The sequence below is a fragment of the Stenotrophomonas sp. FR010 genome (assembly GCF_047520755.2).
Lineage (GTDB): Bacteria > Pseudomonadota > Gammaproteobacteria > Xanthomonadales > Xanthomonadaceae > Stenotrophomonas > Stenotrophomonas sepilia.
The window spans coordinates 21140-39457 of the sequence record NZ_JAXBQT020000002.1; the positions used below are offsets into that span (position 1 = coordinate 21140).

At 64.8% G+C, this 18318-nt stretch carries 32 protein-coding genes; 1 reads left to right on the forward strand and 31 read right to left on the reverse strand.

Annotated elements, in window-relative coordinates; translation table 11 throughout:
- The 11 genes from ACM0PK_RS02300 to ACM0PK_RS02350 form a co-directional block, all read right to left on the reverse strand.
- Entirely contained in the window at nucleotides 1-399 is a 399-nt protein-coding gene (locus ACM0PK_RS02300) for a virion core protein, T7 gp14 family (protein ID WP_322540681.1), read from the reverse strand.
- Nucleotides 400-431: 32 nt separating this feature from the next.
- On the reverse strand, nucleotides 432-905 hold the full coding sequence (locus ACM0PK_RS02305; RefSeq protein WP_005412400.1) for a hypothetical protein: 474 nt from the start codon (nucleotides 903-905) through the stop codon (nucleotides 432-434).
- Entirely contained in the window at nucleotides 902-3034 is a 2133-nt protein-coding gene (locus ACM0PK_RS02310; protein WP_414607769.1) for a phage nozzle protein, read from the reverse strand. Before ACM0PK_RS02310 ends, ACM0PK_RS02305 begins: the two co-directional genes overlap by 4 nt.
- Nucleotides 3034-3624, reverse strand: coding sequence for a phage tail tubular protein A (locus tag ACM0PK_RS02315; protein ID WP_005412402.1), 591 nt, complete (start codon nucleotides 3622-3624; stop codon nucleotides 3034-3036). Before ACM0PK_RS02315 ends, ACM0PK_RS02310 begins: the two co-directional genes overlap by 1 nt.
- A gap of 99 nt (nucleotides 3625-3723) precedes the next feature.
- Nucleotides 3724-4677, reverse strand: a complete 954-nt coding sequence (locus ACM0PK_RS02320) for a major capsid protein (protein WP_005412403.1) — start codon at nucleotides 4675-4677, stop codon at nucleotides 3724-3726.
- 26 nt (nucleotides 4678-4703) lie between these two features.
- A complete protein-coding gene (locus ACM0PK_RS02325; protein WP_005412404.1) occupies nucleotides 4704-5489 on the reverse strand; it encodes a capsid assembly protein in 786 nt (261 codons plus the stop codon).
- Complete coding sequence (locus ACM0PK_RS02330) at nucleotides 5489-5632, reverse strand: hypothetical protein (protein ID WP_004154577.1); 144 nt, start codon at nucleotides 5630-5632, stop codon at nucleotides 5489-5491. The genes ACM0PK_RS02325 and ACM0PK_RS02330 overlap by 1 nt, the downstream gene beginning before the upstream one ends.
- 16 nt (nucleotides 5633-5648) lie before the next feature.
- The gene (locus ACM0PK_RS02335) at nucleotides 5649-7205 is read right to left on the reverse strand and encodes a portal protein (RefSeq protein ID WP_005412405.1); all 1557 of its coding nucleotides are present in this window, start codon (nucleotides 7203-7205) and stop codon (nucleotides 5649-5651) included.
- Nucleotides 7198-7350, reverse strand: coding sequence for a hypothetical protein (locus tag ACM0PK_RS02340; RefSeq protein WP_005412406.1), 153 nt, complete (start codon nucleotides 7348-7350; stop codon nucleotides 7198-7200). The genes ACM0PK_RS02335 and ACM0PK_RS02340 overlap by 8 nt, the downstream gene beginning before the upstream one ends.
- Before the next feature lie 20 nt (nucleotides 7351-7370).
- Complete coding sequence (locus ACM0PK_RS02345) at nucleotides 7371-7550, reverse strand: hypothetical protein (RefSeq protein ID WP_005412407.1); 180 nt, start codon at nucleotides 7548-7550, stop codon at nucleotides 7371-7373.
- 64 nt (nucleotides 7551-7614) lie between these two features.
- The gene (locus ACM0PK_RS02350; protein ID WP_004154581.1) at nucleotides 7615-8151 is read right to left on the reverse strand and encodes a deoxynucleotide monophosphate kinase family protein; all 537 of its coding nucleotides are present in this window, start codon (nucleotides 8149-8151) and stop codon (nucleotides 7615-7617) included.
- 68 nt (nucleotides 8152-8219) lie between these two features.
- On the opposite strand from ACM0PK_RS02350, the gene ACM0PK_RS02355 reads away from it, so the two are divergent.
- Nucleotides 8220-8528 (forward strand): hypothetical protein, encoded by a 309-nt coding sequence (locus ACM0PK_RS02355; protein ID WP_032961816.1) that lies wholly within the window; start codon nucleotides 8220-8222, stop codon nucleotides 8526-8528.
- Nucleotides 8529-8553: 25 nt separating this feature from the next.
- Here the strand turns inward: ACM0PK_RS02355 and ACM0PK_RS02360 are convergent, their stop codons facing one another.
- The 20 genes from ACM0PK_RS02360 to ACM0PK_RS02455 all read right to left on the reverse strand — a co-directional run bounded on the left by ACM0PK_RS02360 (nucleotide 8554) and on the right by ACM0PK_RS02455 (nucleotide 18294).
- Nucleotides 8554-8760, reverse strand: a complete 207-nt coding sequence (locus ACM0PK_RS02360) for a hypothetical protein (protein ID WP_005412408.1) — start codon at nucleotides 8758-8760, stop codon at nucleotides 8554-8556.
- Nucleotides 8748-9581, reverse strand: coding sequence for a hypothetical protein (locus ACM0PK_RS02365; RefSeq protein ID WP_004154583.1), 834 nt, complete (start codon nucleotides 9579-9581; stop codon nucleotides 8748-8750). The genes ACM0PK_RS02360 and ACM0PK_RS02365 overlap by 13 nt, the downstream gene beginning before the upstream one ends.
- Nucleotides 9578-9727: a hypothetical protein gene (locus ACM0PK_RS02370; protein ID WP_005412410.1), complete on the reverse strand. Its 150-nt coding sequence runs from the start codon at nucleotides 9725-9727 to the stop codon at nucleotides 9578-9580. Before ACM0PK_RS02370 ends, ACM0PK_RS02365 begins: the two co-directional genes overlap by 4 nt.
- Nucleotides 9724-10035 carry a hypothetical protein gene (locus ACM0PK_RS02375; RefSeq protein WP_043033722.1) on the reverse strand — a complete coding sequence of 104 codons (312 nt, stop codon included), beginning with the start codon at nucleotides 10033-10035 and terminating at the stop codon, nucleotides 9724-9726. Before ACM0PK_RS02375 ends, ACM0PK_RS02370 begins: the two co-directional genes overlap by 4 nt.
- Entirely contained in the window at nucleotides 10032-10280 is a 249-nt protein-coding gene (locus ACM0PK_RS02380; protein ID WP_005412412.1) for a hypothetical protein, read from the reverse strand. Before ACM0PK_RS02380 ends, ACM0PK_RS02375 begins: the two co-directional genes overlap by 4 nt.
- Nucleotides 10277-10402 carry a hypothetical protein gene (locus tag ACM0PK_RS02385; RefSeq protein WP_005412413.1) on the reverse strand — a complete coding sequence of 42 codons (126 nt, stop codon included), beginning with the start codon at nucleotides 10400-10402 and terminating at the stop codon, nucleotides 10277-10279. The genes ACM0PK_RS02380 and ACM0PK_RS02385 overlap by 4 nt, the downstream gene beginning before the upstream one ends.
- A 28-nt stretch (nucleotides 10403-10430) precedes the next feature.
- Nucleotides 10431-10796, reverse strand: a complete 366-nt coding sequence (locus tag ACM0PK_RS02390) for a hypothetical protein (RefSeq protein WP_005412414.1) — start codon at nucleotides 10794-10796, stop codon at nucleotides 10431-10433.
- The gene (locus tag ACM0PK_RS02395; RefSeq protein WP_050483582.1) at nucleotides 10793-11131 is read right to left on the reverse strand and encodes a hypothetical protein; all 339 of its coding nucleotides are present in this window, start codon (nucleotides 11129-11131) and stop codon (nucleotides 10793-10795) included. Before ACM0PK_RS02395 ends, ACM0PK_RS02390 begins: the two co-directional genes overlap by 4 nt.
- On the reverse strand, nucleotides 11113-12987 hold the full coding sequence (locus tag ACM0PK_RS02400; RefSeq protein ID WP_414607770.1) for a DNA polymerase: 1875 nt from the start codon (nucleotides 12985-12987) through the stop codon (nucleotides 11113-11115). The genes ACM0PK_RS02395 and ACM0PK_RS02400 overlap by 19 nt, the downstream gene beginning before the upstream one ends.
- Before the next feature lie 12 nt (nucleotides 12988-12999).
- Entirely contained in the window at nucleotides 13000-13650 is a 651-nt protein-coding gene (locus ACM0PK_RS02405; RefSeq protein WP_005412416.1) for a Gabija anti-defense Gad2 family protein, read from the reverse strand.
- Nucleotides 13651-13660: 10 nt separating this feature from the next.
- Nucleotides 13661-13909 (reverse strand): hypothetical protein, encoded by a 249-nt coding sequence (locus tag ACM0PK_RS02410; RefSeq protein WP_005412417.1) that lies wholly within the window; start codon nucleotides 13907-13909, stop codon nucleotides 13661-13663.
- Nucleotides 13910-14074: 165 nt separating this feature from the next.
- Nucleotides 14075-15706 carry a toprim domain-containing protein gene (locus ACM0PK_RS02415; protein WP_004154589.1) on the reverse strand — a complete coding sequence of 544 codons (1632 nt, stop codon included), beginning with the start codon at nucleotides 15704-15706 and terminating at the stop codon, nucleotides 14075-14077.
- Nucleotides 15693-15872 carry a hypothetical protein gene (locus ACM0PK_RS02420; protein ID WP_004154591.1) on the reverse strand — a complete coding sequence of 60 codons (180 nt, stop codon included), beginning with the start codon at nucleotides 15870-15872 and terminating at the stop codon, nucleotides 15693-15695. The genes ACM0PK_RS02415 and ACM0PK_RS02420 overlap by 14 nt, the downstream gene beginning before the upstream one ends.
- On the reverse strand, nucleotides 15869-16255 hold the full coding sequence (locus ACM0PK_RS02425) for a helix-turn-helix domain-containing protein (protein ID WP_004154592.1): 387 nt from the start codon (nucleotides 16253-16255) through the stop codon (nucleotides 15869-15871). The genes ACM0PK_RS02420 and ACM0PK_RS02425 overlap by 4 nt, the downstream gene beginning before the upstream one ends.
- Before the next feature lie 11 nt (nucleotides 16256-16266).
- Nucleotides 16267-16629 (reverse strand): N-acetylmuramoyl-L-alanine amidase, encoded by a 363-nt coding sequence (locus ACM0PK_RS02430; RefSeq protein ID WP_004154593.1) that lies wholly within the window; start codon nucleotides 16627-16629, stop codon nucleotides 16267-16269.
- Nucleotides 16630-17067: a RusA family crossover junction endodeoxyribonuclease gene (locus ACM0PK_RS02435; protein WP_157178715.1), complete on the reverse strand. Its 438-nt coding sequence runs from the start codon at nucleotides 17065-17067 to the stop codon at nucleotides 16630-16632.
- On the reverse strand, nucleotides 17051-17716 hold the full coding sequence (locus ACM0PK_RS02440; RefSeq protein WP_004154595.1) for a hypothetical protein: 666 nt from the start codon (nucleotides 17714-17716) through the stop codon (nucleotides 17051-17053). Before ACM0PK_RS02440 ends, ACM0PK_RS02435 begins: the two co-directional genes overlap by 17 nt.
- Nucleotides 17716-17874, reverse strand: a complete 159-nt coding sequence (locus tag ACM0PK_RS02445; RefSeq protein ID WP_154267700.1) for a hypothetical protein — start codon at nucleotides 17872-17874, stop codon at nucleotides 17716-17718. Before ACM0PK_RS02445 ends, ACM0PK_RS02440 begins: the two co-directional genes overlap by 1 nt.
- Complete coding sequence (locus tag ACM0PK_RS02450; protein ID WP_005412421.1) at nucleotides 17874-18158, reverse strand: hypothetical protein; 285 nt, start codon at nucleotides 18156-18158, stop codon at nucleotides 17874-17876. The genes ACM0PK_RS02445 and ACM0PK_RS02450 overlap by 1 nt, the downstream gene beginning before the upstream one ends.
- The gene (locus ACM0PK_RS02455) at nucleotides 18151-18294 is read right to left on the reverse strand and encodes a hypothetical protein (protein WP_005412422.1); all 144 of its coding nucleotides are present in this window, start codon (nucleotides 18292-18294) and stop codon (nucleotides 18151-18153) included. The genes ACM0PK_RS02450 and ACM0PK_RS02455 overlap by 8 nt, the downstream gene beginning before the upstream one ends.
- Between the last annotated feature and the right edge of the window lie 24 nt (nucleotides 18295-18318).

Consider the following 18318-nt stretch of genomic DNA (forward strand, 5'->3'; position numbering starts at 1 on the left):
TTACTCGTCTCCGGGAATGGAATAGCGCTTGTAGGTTTGGATGTTGCTGTAGGCATTCGCGCCTGACTGCATCACGCCGCCCAGCGCCTCGGAATTGCCGGTGCGGATACGAGCGCGTGCTTCGGAGCCGCTTTCGACGACTCCGTTCCTGCGGTTCTTCTCGATGAGGGCCACGTCACGGCCAGCCTGGGCCATGATGTCGTTCGCCAGCAGCTCGACCGAGTTGCCGGACACTGCCGCTTCTGCTGCGGAGGCGCGCATCGCGGATCGCAGTGCGCGGGCCTCCTCCATGCGCTGTTGGGTGCGCTCGGCGGCCTGGTCGTTGATCTGCTCCTGCTGACGCTCCGCGGCTTCCTCGATGGCCTTGTTGTTCTGATCCTGGCCGTACATGGTCGCCATCGCGCTGACTGCGGCGATACCGACCTGGACTGCTACGGGGTTGCACATGGGGTCTTGGTTACTCGGACGAAGGGTGTCTTGGCGAAGCCGTAGGCGGACTCGACGCCGCTCTCGCGGAAGCCAAGCCAGCCGAGCCATCGCCGCGTGGTGACGGCGTGGACATCGACGAAGTTGAAGATGGTGCCGAAGGTGGCCGACCACTCGTCGCTGATCCGCCGAGCTTCTCGGAGGAACGTGCGGCAGAACGTGGGAGCCACCAGGGCGTCGGTGCCCAGCAGCCAAACCGAGGCGATACCCTCGGCGTGCTGGCTGAAGCCGAAGATGCACACGGGGGAACCGTCGTGCATCGCGGCGAAACTGCGGTCGCTCGCGGTCACTGCAAATGCGAGCGCCTGGAGCGGGGTGTGACCATGCGAAGCCGCCACCTCCAGGATGTCCTCCTGCCGCATGTTCTCGGCGACGTGGAGGATGTCGCTGGCGGTGGGGCTTCGATAGGTCAGGGTCATACTCGGCTGCGGGAGACGAACATGCCGCGCCACTGTGCTGACTGGAACCAGCACTGGAACGGCAGGCGGTTGACGAGGTGCATGCGGACGCTGTTGGCGTCGCCCAGCACGGGGAACCGGCGAGAGCCGGAGTGGAACGTCGGGGCGCTGGTGCGGAACACCGAGTCGTTGAGGACGCGCGCGGTGTACGCACCGGAGTGCGACGCCACGTAGGTCTCGACGCGGCCATTGCCGTGCTGCTCGACCTCCAGCTCGAAGTACGCGCCATCCTTGTAGGCGACCTCGATGTCACGCACCTGCGTGCGGCCCACCAGCACGGCCTGGTTCTGCCCACCGCGAACGATGGGCTTGGTCAGGGTGAGGCGGTGCTCGTAGTCCATGCCGACGACCACGCGGCCCTCGGTGTGGTTACCGGGGAGCGCAAGGCGGGTGCGGGCGTTGTCCCAGCGCGCCTTGGTGATGTCCAGGTACGCGCCGGGGTCTTGCCAGTCGTCCGTCTTGAGGACGGTGACCGTCATGCCATCGGGCACGATGTAGGGCAGGTCGATCCAGGTCTCGTTGCCGAACTGCTGATAGGTGGGCTGCACCACCAGCATGCGGTCGAGCAGGAAGTTGTAGTCGCCCGTGGCATCCGTGTCGTGCTGGTTGAGCACCATGCGGAACTTGAGCAGCTCGCAGCCGCCGCCTGGGGCTTCCGCGACGGCGTACAGCACGTCGTTGATGGCGTGCATGTGGACGATGCGACCGACGCCGGAGATTGACCAGCGCGTCCATGCGGACTGCTGCTTCTCGTCGCCGATCCAGCGGACGAAGTAGACGTAGAGCTGCGCGTCGGTCGGCTCGTCAGGAGCGAAGAACACGCAGTCGGCACCACTTGCGCTCGCCATCGCTCGCATGCGGCCCGGCATCAGCTTGGGCACATGCGCCGTCACGTCGGCGGCGTCGCCGGTCACCGACAGGTCGTCGATGAAGTATTCGCGCACGCTGGCGTATGCGCCGCTGTCCTCGGTGAAGTACAGCGACTCGCCCATCAGCTTCGGCCGGATGTACGGCGAGCTGCTGTAGCTGTTGACCGGATCGCTCTTGACGTTCTTGGCGGCCAGGTACGGCTCGGCGGTCAGGAGGAACTGGCCGCCCGCAGCGGCAAGGAACAGGGCCGACTGGAACGGGACTGCGTGGTAGAGCGTGGTGACGCCGTTAGACCCGCTGACGCTCACGTCGATGGGGTCGGCGTCGAGCACCTGGGTCACCGAAGTGCGCCAGAGGTTGAACGGATCGGAGACCTCGGACATCAGCACGTTCTCCCCGGCCAGGAAGCCTAGGCGGTCCCGGTGCTTGAACACCTCGCGCATGCGCTGGCCGTCGATGGACGGGAACGGGTTGCTTTGCTCGTCACCCGCGAGGCGCGCGGTCCACTCCGGTCCACCGAAGGAGAACCAAAAGCCGTCCGCATGCACTGGATCGGGGATGCGCTTGAGGATGTGCGGCATCGTCTTGGCATCGAAGCGGTGCTTGATGCCCGGCCGGGCGACCTCCAGGTAGACCGAGGAGGACTGCTTCTGGACGTAGTAGTCGTCGAATTGCGATTCGGACGAGCCGATGATGTTGTAGATCGCGCCGGTCGGCACAACGGCCGAGCCTTTGTCGCCGGGCTTCGGCAGGTCGGACATCGTTTGCGCCGATCCGTACAGCGAACCGGGCGACAGCTCATCGCTCTGCTTCACGTCTACCAGCCGGTTGACGATGAAGGTGGTGTCGGAGAACGTCGCCAGCGCGAAGCACGACCACGCACGCTGTCCCTGGGTGTCCAGGTAGTTGAGCGCGTCGCCCGTGGCGTTGACGGTGTATTCCTTGCCGGTCTCGTGGTCGAACACGCGGATGCTGCGGTGACCCACGGCGACGATGTAGCGCTCGTTCTCATCGCGGACGATGGAGTGGAAGGCACAGTCGTGATCGAGGGTGACGCCAAGGCCAGCAACGAACTCGGCGGGCGGGCGCTTGCCAGCGCCCATTGCGGCATGCAGCCAGGCGTTGATCGCCTTGGTGAGCTGGTTCGGCGAGCGGACGGTATCGTCCTGCTGCGACTCGCCTCCCAGGAACGAGGGATAGTCCCCCGTGATTAGCGGCATCAGCGGTCCCAAATATCAGACACGTCCGTCGAGCCACTGAGGAAGTTGTGGCCGCGGGCGTAGGTGAAGTCGGCGTGCTCCTGCGCGAAGATGAGGTATGCCTCCTCCTCGTGCTTCTCGGTGAACACGTAGAGCTGGTCGCTACCCAGCACGCTCGTCTGGAACAGACGCGCAGCGCGCACGGCGATGTAGCGGCGGGCCGACTCGGGCAGCTCCTCGTAGGCGAGGAACCAGGTCACGAAGTCGGCGGTGGGGGCCGACGAGAACGTGTCGGCGAGGGTGAGCGGGTTGATGAGGCGCGTGCCTCGGATCACCAGCGGCTCGCTTCCGCGTGCGGGGACGAGCTTGAGGATCGACTGCGGCGGCAGCACCTTGCCTTCCGCGTTGAGCGTGAAGGTGAACGACTCGCTGGTGTTGAACCACCAGCCAGCGGTTTGGACCTCGCGGCTCACCGCGCGGAGGGTGTCGCGCGCCTGCGAGGCGTACAGGTTGCCGAGCGCTTCGAGGTCGCTGATCGGCGCTTCGCCGATAGCACCGAGCAGCACATTGACGGCTTCGAGTTCCGTGGTCGGAGTGAGTTCGAGGTTCATGGATTCGGGGCAAAAAAACGGGGGACACCCATGTGGATGTCCCCCGTAGATGGAGAGAGATTGAAGCGCCGCGGGATTTGCCCAACGGCGCGGTATTGCTTACGGGGCCTTCGACAGCTCGATGGCACCGCGCGGAGCCAGGATGCCGTGACCCAGCGCGTACTTCGCCAGCATCAGGGTGCCCTGCTTCTCGCCCTGGTACACGTCCTCCAGGGACAGGTCCAGCAGCTTGAGGGTGCCGACCGCCGAGCGGTGGAAGATCACGCCCACGGTGTCCGCGAAGTTGCCGCGGTACTTGGCCGGGATCGAGGCCAGGGCCGACTCATCGACACGCGGCATCGCGTTGATCTTCACCAGCGGGATGCGGGCGACCGAGGAAATGATCGCCTGGCCGTAGGAGCCGTTCGATTCCGCGTTGATGTCGCGGTCGATCAAGTCCTTGTTCTCGGTCAGCAGATACCACTGAGCCGGGGCCAGTGCGCCAGTGAACTCCTGCGGGTTGTCCGGCAGCAGCTTCTCGTCGAACAGCATGCGGGCGTTGCGGAACGCATCGGCCAGCACGGTCGGATCGGAGGCCATCGTGGCGGCCTTGATGATGGCACCACCCGGCTGGCCTTCGACCTTGCCTTCGGTGGTACGAGCGGCCAGGATCGCGCAGCGCAGCTCGTTCTGCATGCGCTTGAGCGCCAGCTCCGCACCCTGCTGACGGGTGTACTCGGAACGCACGTCGTAGTGGTTCATCGCCTCGTCGATGTTGGCGATGAAGGCGTGCGAGATCAGCATCGGATCGAGGGTGATGATGGTCTCGTTGTGCTCGACCACCAGGCCCTTGATCTCGGTGCCCGGCACATGGTACTCGGAGCCGATGGTGCCGACGTTCGGGAACGAGGCGGACTTGCCGCTCTCGATGTTGCGCACCGACACGCGGCCGTCCAGCTTGTAGTTCTCGACGAAGCTGGTGATGGTTTCAGCAGTGTAGTTCTGCTTGAACAGCGCCCAGGCGTCGCCGTTGGCCTGGGCTTGACCCAGGCGGGAGGGGATTGCGTCCGACATTTAGTCCTTGCTTGAGGTTGAGTGGATTACTTGAACAGCGGCGACACGGCCAGGCGGGCGGAGACTTCCGCGCGGTAAGCCGGATCACGGTGGTAGCGCACATCGCGCATCGCTTCGACGACCTGCGCCTGCGACTGGAACGGCTTGGGGCCTGCATCGGCGTTCGATGCGGTCTTGCCATTCAGAAGGCGGCCGTTGCCGCCACGGAGGGCGACGAGGCCCTGGACTGCCAGCGCTGCGCGGCCGGCGTCGCCGGACTGCACCGCTTCGTTGAACGCCCGCTTCTGCTCGGCGCTCAGGTTGGTCTTAGCCCACTGGACCAGGCCGTCGTAACCGGCCTTGCCACCTGCGGGCGAGTAGACGGCGTTCTCGTAGGTCTGCACGCGAGCGCGCAGGCCATCGACGTACACGTCCACCAGCTCCTTCGGATAGCCCGCGTCCTGGAGCTTCTTGTAGCTCTCCTCGGACAGCGAGCCGTTCGAGTTGAACTCGGTGGCGAAGTCGTCCAGGTTCAGGCCAGCCCGCGCCAAGGCGTCACGCGCGTCATCCGCGGTGGCGTCGTCGATGGTCGCGGGGCCGCCCTTGCCACCCTTGTCGTCGGCTGGCGTGCTCAGTTGTGCGTAGGCGGCTTCCAGCTCCTCCACGGTCTTGTACTTGCCGCCGAACAGGCGCTCGCCATCGGTGCCACCCTGCGCGCCCGGTGCGGGCTGCTGGGTGTCCTGGGAGTTCTGCGGCGGCTGCTGACCTGGGGTCGGCTGGCCGTTGATGCCGTCAAGGCTGACGGTCACTTCGGACTTGCCCGGCTGCGACATTACTTGTCCTCGGGCTTGTAGTTGACGATGACCAGGCCGTTCGTCTTGCGGGTGATCTCGGCCTTGCCCTTACGCTCGACGCTCGGAGCCTTCGGGGCTTCCTTGGTCGGCTTGGCGGGCTTCTCGGTGGTTTCGTTCGACATTGCGTCCTTCTCGGGGTTACGGGGTTTGGGTCATCGCTGAGGCGATATTCGGAGCGGCACGGACCATCGCCTCCTGCGCCGAGGCGTCCTGCTGCTCGGCAGCAAGCTCGTCGTCGGAGCGGATCAGGCCCTTGGTGGAAATGTCGGAAGCGGCGGCCAGTCGGGAGATCGCCTCGCCACTGTTGAGGCGGCGCGCCTTCTCCTCTGCGCCGACAAGCGCATCCACTGCCTGACCGAACTCGATCAGCTTGTTCAGGTCGTGGCCGCGGCCGAGGGCGGCGATGCCAACGGTGATGCGCGGCTTGATGAGTTCCTGCGGCAGCTCGGGCAGGCGACCCTGCTTCTGGAGCTTGTGCAGGCGGCGGCGGATCAGCGGCAGCAAGAGCTGCTCGCCCGACATCGCCATGAAGCCGCTGAGGGCGTCGTCGAGTTCCTGGGTGAGCACCCGGATTTCGTAGGCGGTCACGCGCTCGCCGGGGCGCTGCACGGCGGACTTCACGCCGAAGATCAGCTCCAGCGAGTTCGCCAGCCCTTCGGCCTCCTGACGCACGAAGTTCAGGTCGTAGGCTTTCTGGAGCTGGAGCGTGGTCACGTCGCTGGCCTCGCCACGCAGCACCGCGCCGGACTCGGCCTCGGTGAGCTGGCGCTCGCGGATCGTCGAGGTCGGCTTGAGGAACATGATGATCTTCGCCAGCGCGGCGGCACCCTTACGGATCGCCTTGCGCAGCGCCTCCAGCGACTCGAACGCGCCCACGTAGTCGTAGACCAAGCCCTCGCCGTAGTCGTCCACGAGGGACGGCGGCGCGCACAGGGGAATCCACGGGCAGGCGTCGATGGGGTAGGTGCCCACGGTCTCGGGGACTTCGACGCCCTCGACCTCCTGGACCACTTCCCACTCCTTGCCATCTTCCGAGCGACGCACCCAGGTGTAGAGGTTCACGTCGTCGTTCTTGGTCTTTTCGTCGCGTTCCTGGGCGAGCTTCTGCATCACCGCCGCGCGGATCGAGTCCGGCAGCATGGCCGGGGCGATCTTGTCGAGCGTGATGATCTCCAGCACGTTGCCCAGGCCGTCGCGGTCGGTCACGTAGGAGGTCAGCGGATACAGCTTAGGCTTGCCCTCGTCGGGGTCGTAGAGCAGGAAATTGCCGAGGACGATGGCGTGCTTGGCCGCCTCGCTGAGGACCGGGCGGACGCCGCTGGTCTCCAGGTCGTTGACGATGACCCGCTCCACGTCCACCAGCGCGGCCTCCAGTTCGGAGGTCTCCACGCCAGCCTGCTCGGCGATGTTCTCGGCGACTGCCTGGTCAGGCGCGAGCTTGAACACCGAGGCGTTCGGCGGGAGCCAGGCCAGCACGATCTTCGAGGCCAGGGCGTTGACGCACTTCGGGCCGGTGTCGATGTAGGCGGAACCGGGGGTACGCGATTTCGCGCCCTCGTCCACCCACAGGCGGGGCAGGGTAACCTTGGCGCAGCGCTTGGCGCGCGTCTCGGCTTCTTTGCGGTTGGACTTGAGATCGCCGTAGCGCTTCGCGGCCGTCTGCTTCTCGGCCGAGGTCTGCTTGGCGTCAGCCATTCGGAATGGTCAGTCCTTGGTACTGCGTTGCGTTGTTCAGGTCCAGTCGGACCTTGGACTTACGCCGCTGATCGGCCGCGTGGCCGGTCGGCTGGGTGTCCTGGCGGGTCAGCAGGATCGGGTCTTTCTCCTGCTGGTCCGGCATGTTGGGCTTGCTGCACATGATTAGCGGGCGCGGTGCTCCATCTGCTCGACCTTCCGCAGCGCCTTTAGCCGGAGGATCAGGCGGCGCTCGCCCTGCCGGAGCAGGAACTCCTCCTTCGGCTTGGCGGGGTCGTAGATCACTTCGGGGTGCAGTTCGTCCAGGAGGTCGATCAGGTCGTAGGAGTGCAGAGGGATTTGCATAGAACTCCTGGGTTATGAATAGGTGGGGAAACTGTCGTTTCCCCCGATGATGACCACTAAACCCTTAGAGTCGGGCCAGCGATTCCGCGACCATCCGCAGGCGGTGGATCGGGCCGTTGTTGTCGATCACGGTGTCGATCAGGTCGCCGTGGACGCCTGCCTCGGAGGCATGCGCCGAGACCGGGGCCGCGCTGTCGCGGAGCACCTGGACCACCTGGCCGCCCCACTCACGGATGAACTGCGCCTCGTTGTCGAAGCGAACGTCCGACACCACGACGCCAGCAGCGCCGTCGCGGCGGGCCTGACGGATCTTCTGCGCGACCACCTTGACCCACAGGTCGCGGTCGATCATTTCACGGCCCCACTCGGTGCCCACGGTCTGCATCAGGCGGCGCGGGGTCTGCCCGTTGAGCCAGTCGAGCGGCTCCTCCTTGAGCGGGCCGTCCTCCATCGCGGACACCGGCAGGCCGGTGATGTCCGCCACGAAGGCGCGGATCGGGGCCGCGAAGGACAGCTTCACGAAGCCGTGGTCGCTGACCAGGAACTCGGCCAGGGTGTCTTTGCCGCTGCGGGCGCGGCCGGTGATTCCGATGATCTTCATGGGGACTCCAAAAGAGAAACCCGGCCTTAGCCGGGTACAATTCGTGTTCGTTATGGAAGGAGACAGGTATGGCGAGTTCTACGCCGAGTAACACAAACGGAGCGGAAATCTCTGAGCTTGCACAGAAGCTCTATGGCCTACAGGAGGCGATGGATGCGCTCGTGGCATCAGGGCAAGCACAAGGAATTCAGCGAGAGCGCTACGATGCGGCCAAGCAGCTCATCACAGATAAGCTCACTGAGTTCAGCTGCACGTATGAAACGTTGACTACGCCGAAGGCGATCCAGCTTTGGGTTTTCAATAGCCGAGAACCCGTAAGTCGGAATCCGTCAGAGATTGCACACTGGAAGCAGTTCTACGTGGACGAGTTGCGGTAAGCAGGATCAGGTGGCTTGGTTGTCGTCAGGCGAAACACCGGGCGATCAGCCAAGCCGCGCCAGCAACGCCGACAGCGGCCGGCCACAGCTTGACGCTGCCAGCCGAGCGGTACAGGGTGCGTTCGAGGGTGTTGAGGCTGCGCCACCACAGCCAGGCAGCGCCGTAGGCGACGAAGGCGAACAGCACGGCCAGCACGGCGACGATGGTGATGAACAGGATCAGGGTTTCCACAGCTTCACTTCCTTGGTCTTGGGGTTGTAGTCGCCGTAGCGCAGGATTCGCGCGAGGCGTGCTTGGCGGATCGCATCGTGCTTCGACAGCGGCTCGGTGCCGCCGCGGGGGATGCGGGTGGTGTAGGTGGTGACGACGGTGTTCCACAGCGCGCCGAGGTGCTCCTCGACGGACGCATCGCGGTACGCCTCGTGGATGGGCATGAGCAGCTCGTCCGCGCCCTTGTGGCCGATGCCGGGGAAGCCGGGGTAGTTATCCACCTGGTCGCCCGTGAGCACCTGCTTCATCCAGAACAGGTCAGCGTCGTGAGCCGAGATCGGCCGGACGCCCACGTCGGGACGGTTGGGGTTGTAGAGACGGATGCCGGGGATCGTCTGCATGTCCTTGTCGATGGACACGACGATGCGGCTGCCTGGCGCGCGCTTCGGATTCGGGTGCGAGGCCAGCAGCCCCAGCACGTCGTCACCTTCCAGGTTCTCGATCTCCACGATCTTGTCGCCGAACTCGTCGTAGACGAACTCGTCGAGCACGTACCACAGGGCAGGCTTGTCCTTGCTGGCACGGTTGAGCTTGTAGGTTGGGTCGATGTCCTTGCGGAAGTTGTGCTTCTTGCAGGACAGGGCCAGCAGGTAATCACGCGCGCCGAACTTCTCGACGATCTCGTCGATGTAGTCCTCCAGCTTCGCCTTCGCGCGCTCGGGCTGGATCGCTTCGACCTTGTTGCCGTCGCCGTTCCAGTCGATGTTCGCGGTGTTCGAGAACGCGAGCTGGTAGCGCAGCACATCGGCGTCGATCAGTAGCAGGGGGCCGCGCTTGTTCATGCGTCCACCCACTGCCATCCCAGGAACGCCAGCGCGAACCAGCGGTGCAGCCAGTTCGGACGCTCCCGGACCTGCACGAAGAAGTTGCCGCCAATGACCCAGGAACCGGCCGCCTGCGGTGGCCGATAGGTGACGTAGGAAGTCATGGCCGCTTCTCCGGGTGGCGCTCATACCACGCCTGTAGCTCGGCGGCGTAGCGCTTCATTCCGGCCTGGTACTCCGGGCCGTCGCCGAGCGGGTACTCGTGCTCGTCGCACACGAAGTCGGTGGTCGGGATGGTGTACGGAATCTGCGTGCAGGAGTTCCCCGTACACATCGACTGCCACATGATGATGTAGGAGTTCTCGCTGTGCCCTTTCAGGCACGAGCCATAGTCCGCACTCGGCGGCCAGGGCTTCATATCGCACGCAGCGAGGCCAGCACACAGCGCCAGGATCAGGAGAGCGCGCTTCATACCATGCTCTCGTGTACGGCGACCCAGCACTTCTCGCTAACGCGGCGGATGAAGTAGGTCGCGGTGCTCCACTCCACGGGGCGCAGCATGCGCTCGGTGCAGCACGGGCACTTGGCGTTGTAGGCATGAACCTCGGGCTGGTGTTCGAGCACAGCCACGCGGTAGGTGGTACACGGATCGATCACGCGGACATCGCCGTCAGCGGGGCCGCCAATGAAATGCACGCGAAGCCGGTTCTCGTTCATCGGTTCGATTCCTTGAGGACTTCCAGGGCGCTCGCCTTGTCGGCGTTGCAACGCTGGAGGCCGTCCTCGGCGTTGCCGCCGAAGCGGTAGAGGTCGTAGGTGGTGGTGGTCGGGTCAGCCATCACGGCGTCGAGTGAGGAGTGCGTGCCCTCAATGACGGTCGGCTGGAGGAACTGCTCCGGCACGACTTTCGAGGTGTGCGCGGCGCAGCTCGTCAGGAATGCGGCGAGACAGGTAATCGCCAGTTTCCGGGTCAGCATTTGCTGCAATCTCCACAGAGCGGTTGGTGGTGGCGCGGGCGTTCCGCAGCGCTGCATCGAAGGCAGAGCGGCGCACGGCTTCGCGGTTGAGGGTCTCGACGGTCTGCTTGAGGTCGGCCAGTTCCTTTGCCGACTCCTCCAGCTCCGTCACGCGCTGGGCCATTGCGGTGTACTTCCAGGCTGCGAAGCCGCCTGCCGCGAGCGCGGCAACGACCAGCAGCGCCGCGAGGGCGCGCAGGATGTTGGTTGGGTTCATCGGTTCTCTTGGACGTAACAGGCGACTCGCAGAAGCTCCGAGGGAGTCGCGTCGGACTTGATCTGATTCGCGCGTGCGGAGATCACGCGCACGTTGCCCCGGACGTAGCCGAGGTCAGGTTCGATGCGGTCGAGCGTGGGTGAGTTGGGGCCTTGGGCCTTGCGCCCGACAGCGCGGTACAGCGGGATGCCCAGTGCCGGGCAGAAGTCGGGGACCACGATGTCGTCCGACGTGAGGTCGAACGGCAGTCCCTTCCTAGCTGCCCGGCGTTTCGCTTGGCGCACCAGGGCGAGTGCAATGTCCCGCTTGCCGCGGGTCAGTGCGTCTCGGCCCAATTCCTTCCGATCTTGAACTCGCCATCGAGCGGACAGCGGAAGCCGAAGTAATCGCCAGCCTTGCGGATGGCAGCCTGGGCGGTCTTGCCCACGAACTCGGCCTTGTCCTCGTCCACTTCGATTTGCCACTCGTCATGGACGTTGGCGAGGAACTCGTAGTGGACGCCCGGCACCAACCCTGCGGCTTGCAGGTCGGCGTCGAGGATCACCAGGGCTTTCTTCATCACCAGCGCACCGGCCGACTGGAGCAGGGTATTGAGCGCGGCGTGGTCGCTGCGGATGTGCAGCTTCCGGCCGTCGAGACCGATCAGGTATCCCTTCTCGGCCGCGCGCTTCTTGACCCCGCGTACCAGCTTCTCCAGCGCAGGCAGCCCGGCCAGGAACTTCGAGCGGAGCTTCGCCCCGGCCTGGCGACCCTTGCCAACGATGGAGCCGAGCTTCGCGTCGCCTGCCCCATAGAGGAAGGCGTAGATGAAGGTCTTGGCGTTGTCGCGGGTTGGCAGTCCTGCCGCCGATTGGTTGACGGAGTGGATGTCGCCTTCGAGGATGACCTTGGCGTACTCGCCGCCGTCGTGCTTTGCCATGAAGTGCGCCAGGCAGCGCAGCTCCAATCCCGAGGCGTCCGCGCCGACCTGGAGCTTCCCTGTTGGGACGCAGAACAACGAGCGGCACTCGAATCCGTAGCCGCCTTCCTGGCCCTTGAGGATTCCCTTCTCCTTCGAGTGCTGGACCTTCGGCACCTGAGCGATGTTCGGCTTCGAGTGCGTCATGCGGCCGGTCCCCGCTGCGTTCTGATTCACGCTGCCGTGGATGCGGCCGTCCTTCTTGATGGCCTTGAGCCACGCCTCGTCGCCTTCGGCGAGCTGGCCGAGGCGCTTGTTGACGATGAAGTGCTCCAGCAGGAGCGGGATGATCGGGAACTTGAGCGCGCCCAGGACTTCTTCGTCGATCTTCGGCTGGCCCTTCTCGGTGAACTCCTGGGGCTGCCAGCCGTACATTGCAGTCAAGCGGTCAGCAATGTGCTGGCGGCTTGCCGGGTTGAACACCACGTCCTTGTAGGTCGTGACCTCCACGCCCTTGACGTAACCGCGGCGCTTGTCGTCGCGCTTCGGTACGAACTTGCGCTTCACCACCTTCCACGGCGGAATGACCTTGCGCAGCTCGGCCTCCAGCGCAGTGCGCCGGGACACGAGGATGCACTCCAGCTCACGCGCCTTCTCCTGATCGAACAGGTAGCCGTAGCGCTGCTGACGCGAGAGGATCGGCGCGACGGCCTGCTCCAGCTCGATGGCCTCGGTAGGGAGGCCCTTGCTCATCAGCAACGCGAACAGCGCTTGCGTGACCGCAACGTCCTGGTCGCAGTAGTCGTCCATTTCCTGAGACCACTGTGCCCAGGGATCGAGGCCGCGTGCGGCCATCTGCGCCGCGTAGTCGCCTTTCCAGCGACCGAGGCGGTAGCCCCACGCTTCGAGGGCGTGGCGGCCGATCAGCTTGCCCGGCAACACCGGGTTCGCTCCCTGCTTCTTGCGGGCCTTGAAGTCGCGGTCCTTGAGGTCCGGGTAGACCAGCGTGGACATCAGCAACGTGTCGAAGTACGCCTGGACCTTGAAGTCCGGGAACACCTTGGCGATAGCCGGAATGTCGAATCCGGCGATGTTGTGGCCGACAACGCGCTTGGCCTTCTTGAGCCTCTCGACGGCCTGACGGACTGTCATTTCGCCCGTGCCGTGATCGTTGGCGGACAGGATGGGACCGCGCGGTGCGCCGGTCTCATCTACCTCTTGGAGGGAAATGCAGTGGATCGTGTCAAGTTCGTCGAGGAGGCCATTGGTCTCGCAGTCGAATACGAGGATCAACGGCGGTCCTCCTTACGGGTAGCCGTGGTTGGTTACGGGGATTGCGCGGACGCGGCGGCGGGCGCGGAGGATGTACTCCGGCTCGGGGGCCTTCGGCGGCGTGTGGACGCCCTGCGGCGCGTGGCCGGGGAAGTCGTCGTCCTCGAACAGTTCGTCCTGCTCGGGCTGGTCGGGATGCAGCGTGTAGCCGTAATCCTCGACGTAGTGCGTGATGCGGCGGATGGTGCGCTCGGTGCCGTTGTTGTTCAGCACGAACAGCAGCTTCTCCGATGCGTCGGCAACCGCGCCTTCGAGGGATACGACCACCACCTCGTCGGTGCTGGGTTCGTAGATGGCGACGTGGGCGCAGCACCGCAGATCGAACCGGGCGCAGTGCTCGTGCGGCGTACCGAACTCGAAGCCGATCAGGCTCACGAGGTGACCCTCGGGCGAGCGGAAGTTGCGGATGCCGTTCGGAGCGGCCTCGCTGGTCCAGTCGTTACGGCCGCTCAGGTACGCGGCCACGTAGGTGTAGCTCGCCAGTGACACGAAGAAGCAGTCGATGTCCTTGATTTCGGTCCCGTCGTAGAACGCGCGCAGGCTTCCGCCACCCAGGATCACCAGGTGGCGGACTTCGGCCGGCAACACGTCGAACAGGGACCGAGCGTGTTGCTCGGCAGTCATGGTTGGTCCCTTAGCGGATCAGGTTGGTGAAGCGCTCGGCGACGCGCAGGGCGCGCTCGGCTTCTTCCTCGTGCTCGTCGGCCTGCGAGTGCAGGACATCGGCCTTGTCGCGCAGCGTCGATGCGGTGGCGATGCGGTCGGCGCTGATCTTGAACAGCTTGTCCACCTGGCCCTCCAGCACCTTCACCACGTCGGTCACGGTGTCCTTGCGGAACGGAGCGGTCAGCAGGTCGATTGCGATGGCGACGATCTCTTTCATTGGGGTAGTTCCTCGGCTTTGATGTGGATGACCACGCGCCGCCCAGGCTTGCCGTACATGACACGGCAGGCTTGGTCGGAGCGCGGGAGTTGGTAGGGGAGAACGAGGCTCTCAGCGAAGGAGAGCGGCGCATCAGCTGGGATGAAGCCGACGACCGAGCGGCCGTCAGTAGTCGGAGGTGGATACATCGGATGACTCGTCGGCGAAGTCGCCGTATTCGCCCGGAGCATCTGCATTGAGCAGGCGGCCGGATGCGTGGTCGTAGCTGTAGTAGAGAACCTGGCCGTTCGACTGGCCGGTGAAGCGATCCTTTAGGACGCGGAAGGTCGTGCAGTTGCGCTCGGCCTCGTTCTCGGCCTGCGTGTTGCGCTCCAGGCCGAACGCGAAGTGCGTCCAGAAGCCAATCGCGCGGCTGCCCTTGAAGTGGCGGAGCATCACGCGCCCGCCTTCCTCGTGTGGCTTGCCTTCCGGCGTGGCGAGGTGCGAGACCAGGTAGATGCAGATGAGGTGGCGCTGCGCGAACTGCGCGATCTTCGCCATCGTGTCCTCCAGCATCTTCCGCTCGTCCTCGGCACCGGCTGCAAACGACGTGAGGTTGTCGAGGACGATGTGCTTGACGCCCTCGGCGACGACCATGTGGGCCATCTTGGCTTCGATCACGTCCCACTCGGACGAGCCGAAGTGGTCGTAGATGAACACCTGGCCCTTGTCGAGAATCTCGAACGCGGCTTCCAGCTCCTCCTGCGTCCAGCTCCCATCGGGGACGTGGAAGCGGCGGCCAGCAACCTTGCCTGCCATGCGCTTCGCCGTCTCGACCGGCTGCTGCTCCAGGAAGAACAGGCCAACGCGGTCGCCGGTTTCCTGCGCGATGAAGGCTGCTTCCTCCATCAGCCAGTCGGTCTTGCCGATGCCGGTGCCCGCGCCGAAGGTGTAGACCTCGCCGTACCGCTTGCCGTAGGTCAGCGCGGTGAGGCGCGGGTCGTGCCAAGGCATGCCCATCGAGACCGGCTTGAGTGCCTTCTCCTTGAGGGAGCCGAACGTCACCACTCCATCGGGGCGCTTGGTCTGCGCTTCGTAGATGGCGCGGGTGATCGCCTCGGCATCGCCACGCTGGAGCAGCTCGTTCGGGTCTTTCGCCGGGAGCTGTGCGATCTTGGCCTTGCCGGGAGTCAGCAGCAGCGCCACTTCCTGCGCGGCGGCTTGGCCCGGTTCGTCCATGTCGAACATGAGCACAACCTCGTCGAAGCCGTTGACCCACTCCAGCTCGCGCTTGATGGACTTGGCCGCGCCTTGCGCTCCGTTCGGAACGGACACCACCGGCCAGCGGAGGCCGAGTGCCTGCGCCACGGAGAGCGCGTCGATCTCGCCTTCGGTGATGACGAGGCGTCGCCCCGGTTCGTAGAGGTGCTGGCCGAACAGCCCGCACGCCTTCGAGTCGCCGATGAATGAGAACTTCTTGTCGGGGTAGCGGAGCTTCTGCGCGACGATGCCGCCATCGCGCTTGTAGTTGGCGATCTGCACGGTCTTGCCGTGCTTGTCCTTGCCGATCCAGTAGCCGTACTTACGGCATGCTTCCTCAGTGATACCGCGCTTCGCCAGGGCTTGCGGTTCACCCTTCGCAAAGTCGCTCATGGTTTTCCTGCTGGTGGGTTGAGAGACCTCCTCGCCTTCGGCTGGCTCGTAGTGACCGCAGCCGAAGCAGTAGCCGTGCCCGTCGCTGTAGCGCGCAAGGTTGTCCTTGCTGCCGCAGTTCGGGCACGGCTCTTTGTGGAGGTATTCGGAGTCAGCGCTTTGCACGCTCCACGGACCACATGCGCTTGCGGTAGGAAATGCCGAGGCGACGATTCAGCGCACCCTTGACGGTGCGGCCCAGGCCGCGGAACGGCTTGTCGGCGCGCGCCCATGCGCGCTCGAAAGCCAGGCGCATCGCGGACGGAATGACGGTGGTAGCGGTGTTGGTCATGCGTTCTTCTCCAGCAGGAACTTGGTGAATGCGGCGACTTCTTCGGTCGCATCGTTGGCGTCGAGGCCCAGCTCGTCGGTGCAGTAGTTGCGATACAGCTGGAGCAGCGCATCGACGCGGTACTGCTTCGGAGCGCGGCGCGCTTCCAGGAGCGGAGCCTTGCTGCGGCGCTGACGGCGCGACAGGCGATAGCGCGTGTACCGCTGCCCCGAGGCGTCCTCGCAGGTCTGCGTTTCGATCTCGAAGCCAGCAGCGCGCAGCTCATCGACGCGCGAGGCGAGGCGGCGGATGCGGTAGACGCCTTCGGCCTGCCACGAGGTCAGGTGCGAGTGGCGACGCAGGTGATCCAGGACGACCTGGGTTTGCGGGGGCAGCGGTTTCACGTTGGGTTCTCCTATCGAGGGAAGTCAGGTGCCCACACGACGGGCTTGCCGTAGGCGGCGAGCAGGCGTCGCAGCGCGGCGTGTTGGGCTTCGGTGAAGTTGTCCTCGGGCTGCATGGCGTCGTTGACGCCGCCCAGGAGGCAGACTTGGTATGCGGATTGGTTGTGCTTACCGGCGAGAGCGCCGGGCTGATTCAGCGGGCGACCGTCGTAGATCGAGCCGTCACGTTCGATGACGAAGTGGACGGCGATCTTCGAGTAGCCCTGCGAGCGGTGCAGGCGTGCGAGTTCTTCGCCGGTCGTGACCTGCTCGGGGCGGGTCATGCTGGCGAGGACGAACAGCGCCTCTACCGATTCCAGAGGTTTGAGGCGCACTTAGAGTTTGTAGAGGTGGACTTCGGTGCGTGGTTCTTCGTCCGGCTGCGCCCAGCGCTTACCGGAGAGCAGCCACATGACTTGCTTGTCGTCGGCCCAATAGCCGGTGGCTTTGGTCACAACGTCCATCGGCCCCTTGGCGAGGTTGTCCACGTCGCCCTTGGGAAACGCGGCCTTCGAGGTCTTGGCGCGTTTGCATACCGCGATGATGACCACTAAAACCGGATCGGTCGGCGACAGGTCCAGATCACCGGCTGGCAGATGCTTCTCTGCGGCTTCCTTCCAGGTCTTGTAGGTCTTGCCGTAGTAGACGCCCCAGCGCGAAACCTTCGGGCGCGAGGCGGGCACCGGGTCAAACGGGAACGTGAGGGAGGCCAAATGCTTGGCCCCCCTCGCGGTGTTCACGATGACCGACAGCGGATCAGTAGTCGCCGTCATCGCCCTCGTCGTCGGAGTCGCTGTCGTCGTCCGAGTCGTCATCGCTGTCGCTGAACGGCGCGCTGTCGGCGGCCTCGTAGCCGTCCTCCTCGCCGAAGCCGTAGTCCTTGGCGTTGCGCTGGCCGAACTCGACCAGCTCGATCACCTGGACGGCGACCATGTAGCAGGTCAGGTAGAACTTCTTGGCCGATTCGACGAACGAGCCGCCGATCTCGTAGGAGACCTTGAGTTCGCTGCCGCCGCCGATCTGCGGCGGGTTGTCGATCTTCTTGCCGCGGGCGTCGAAGATGTCCGGGCGCATGGTGAACTTCTTGCCGGTGCGCTTGCTGACGCCGCTGGCCTTCATCTTGAACTTCACCAGCACGCGGCCGGTGTCATCGCCGTTCTCGTCGGTTTCTTCGGTGAACACCGGGGCCACTTCGGCACCCTTCTTCTTCTTCGGGTTCTCGCTCAGGAACTCCTGGAACAGCTCGTCGCGCCGGGTTTCCAGCTTCTTCGCCAGCGCCTTGAAGTCCTTGTCGTTCGGGTCGAACGCCAGGCTCACGGTGTATTCGCCTTCCGGCTTGAACTTGGTGTCCGGTTCGTTCAGGCGCGGCCACACGGCGGTGCCCTTGGGGGAGACGAATCGTTCGCGCTTCTTGGTTGCCATCAGTTGTCGGTCTCGTAGTTGGTCGGGAGATAGATGCCCGCGCGCCACAGGTCAGCGGCGGCGGTCAACGGGGTGTCGGCGGAAATGCCGAAGGCTTCGTCGATGTCGAAGCCGATGAGCGCCTCGTCGATGAAGGCGTCGGTGATCGGGTCACGCATCACGGGTAGTGCGGTTTCAGCTCGCGCTCCGCGTAGCGGCGCACGGCGTTGAGGGTGTTGACCTGCCGGTAGCGGCAGTCCTGCTCCATGCGCGAGACGACCCGCAGCACTTCCATCGGATCGAGGCCGAGCACTTCGCAGAAGTTCTTGAAGGCGCACGCCAAGCCGATCACCTGATCGGCCGGGTGGCCGAGGGACTGCACGCTGTCGATCACTACGAAAGCGCCGCGTGCGGCGCTCTCGGCAGAACGTGAGTGCAGTCCGTCGATGACGCGATCACGCACCTGCGTGCAGCTCCGTCATGCGGTGCTTGAACTCCTCGACCGTGCCGTGTTCGGCCGGGTTGTAGATGCCGAGGACCACACCGAAGTGGTCCTGGGCAACGTAGGTGTTCAGTGCGTGCTGGTAGTTGATGCTCATGTTGATGTTCTCGCTTGGGGTATC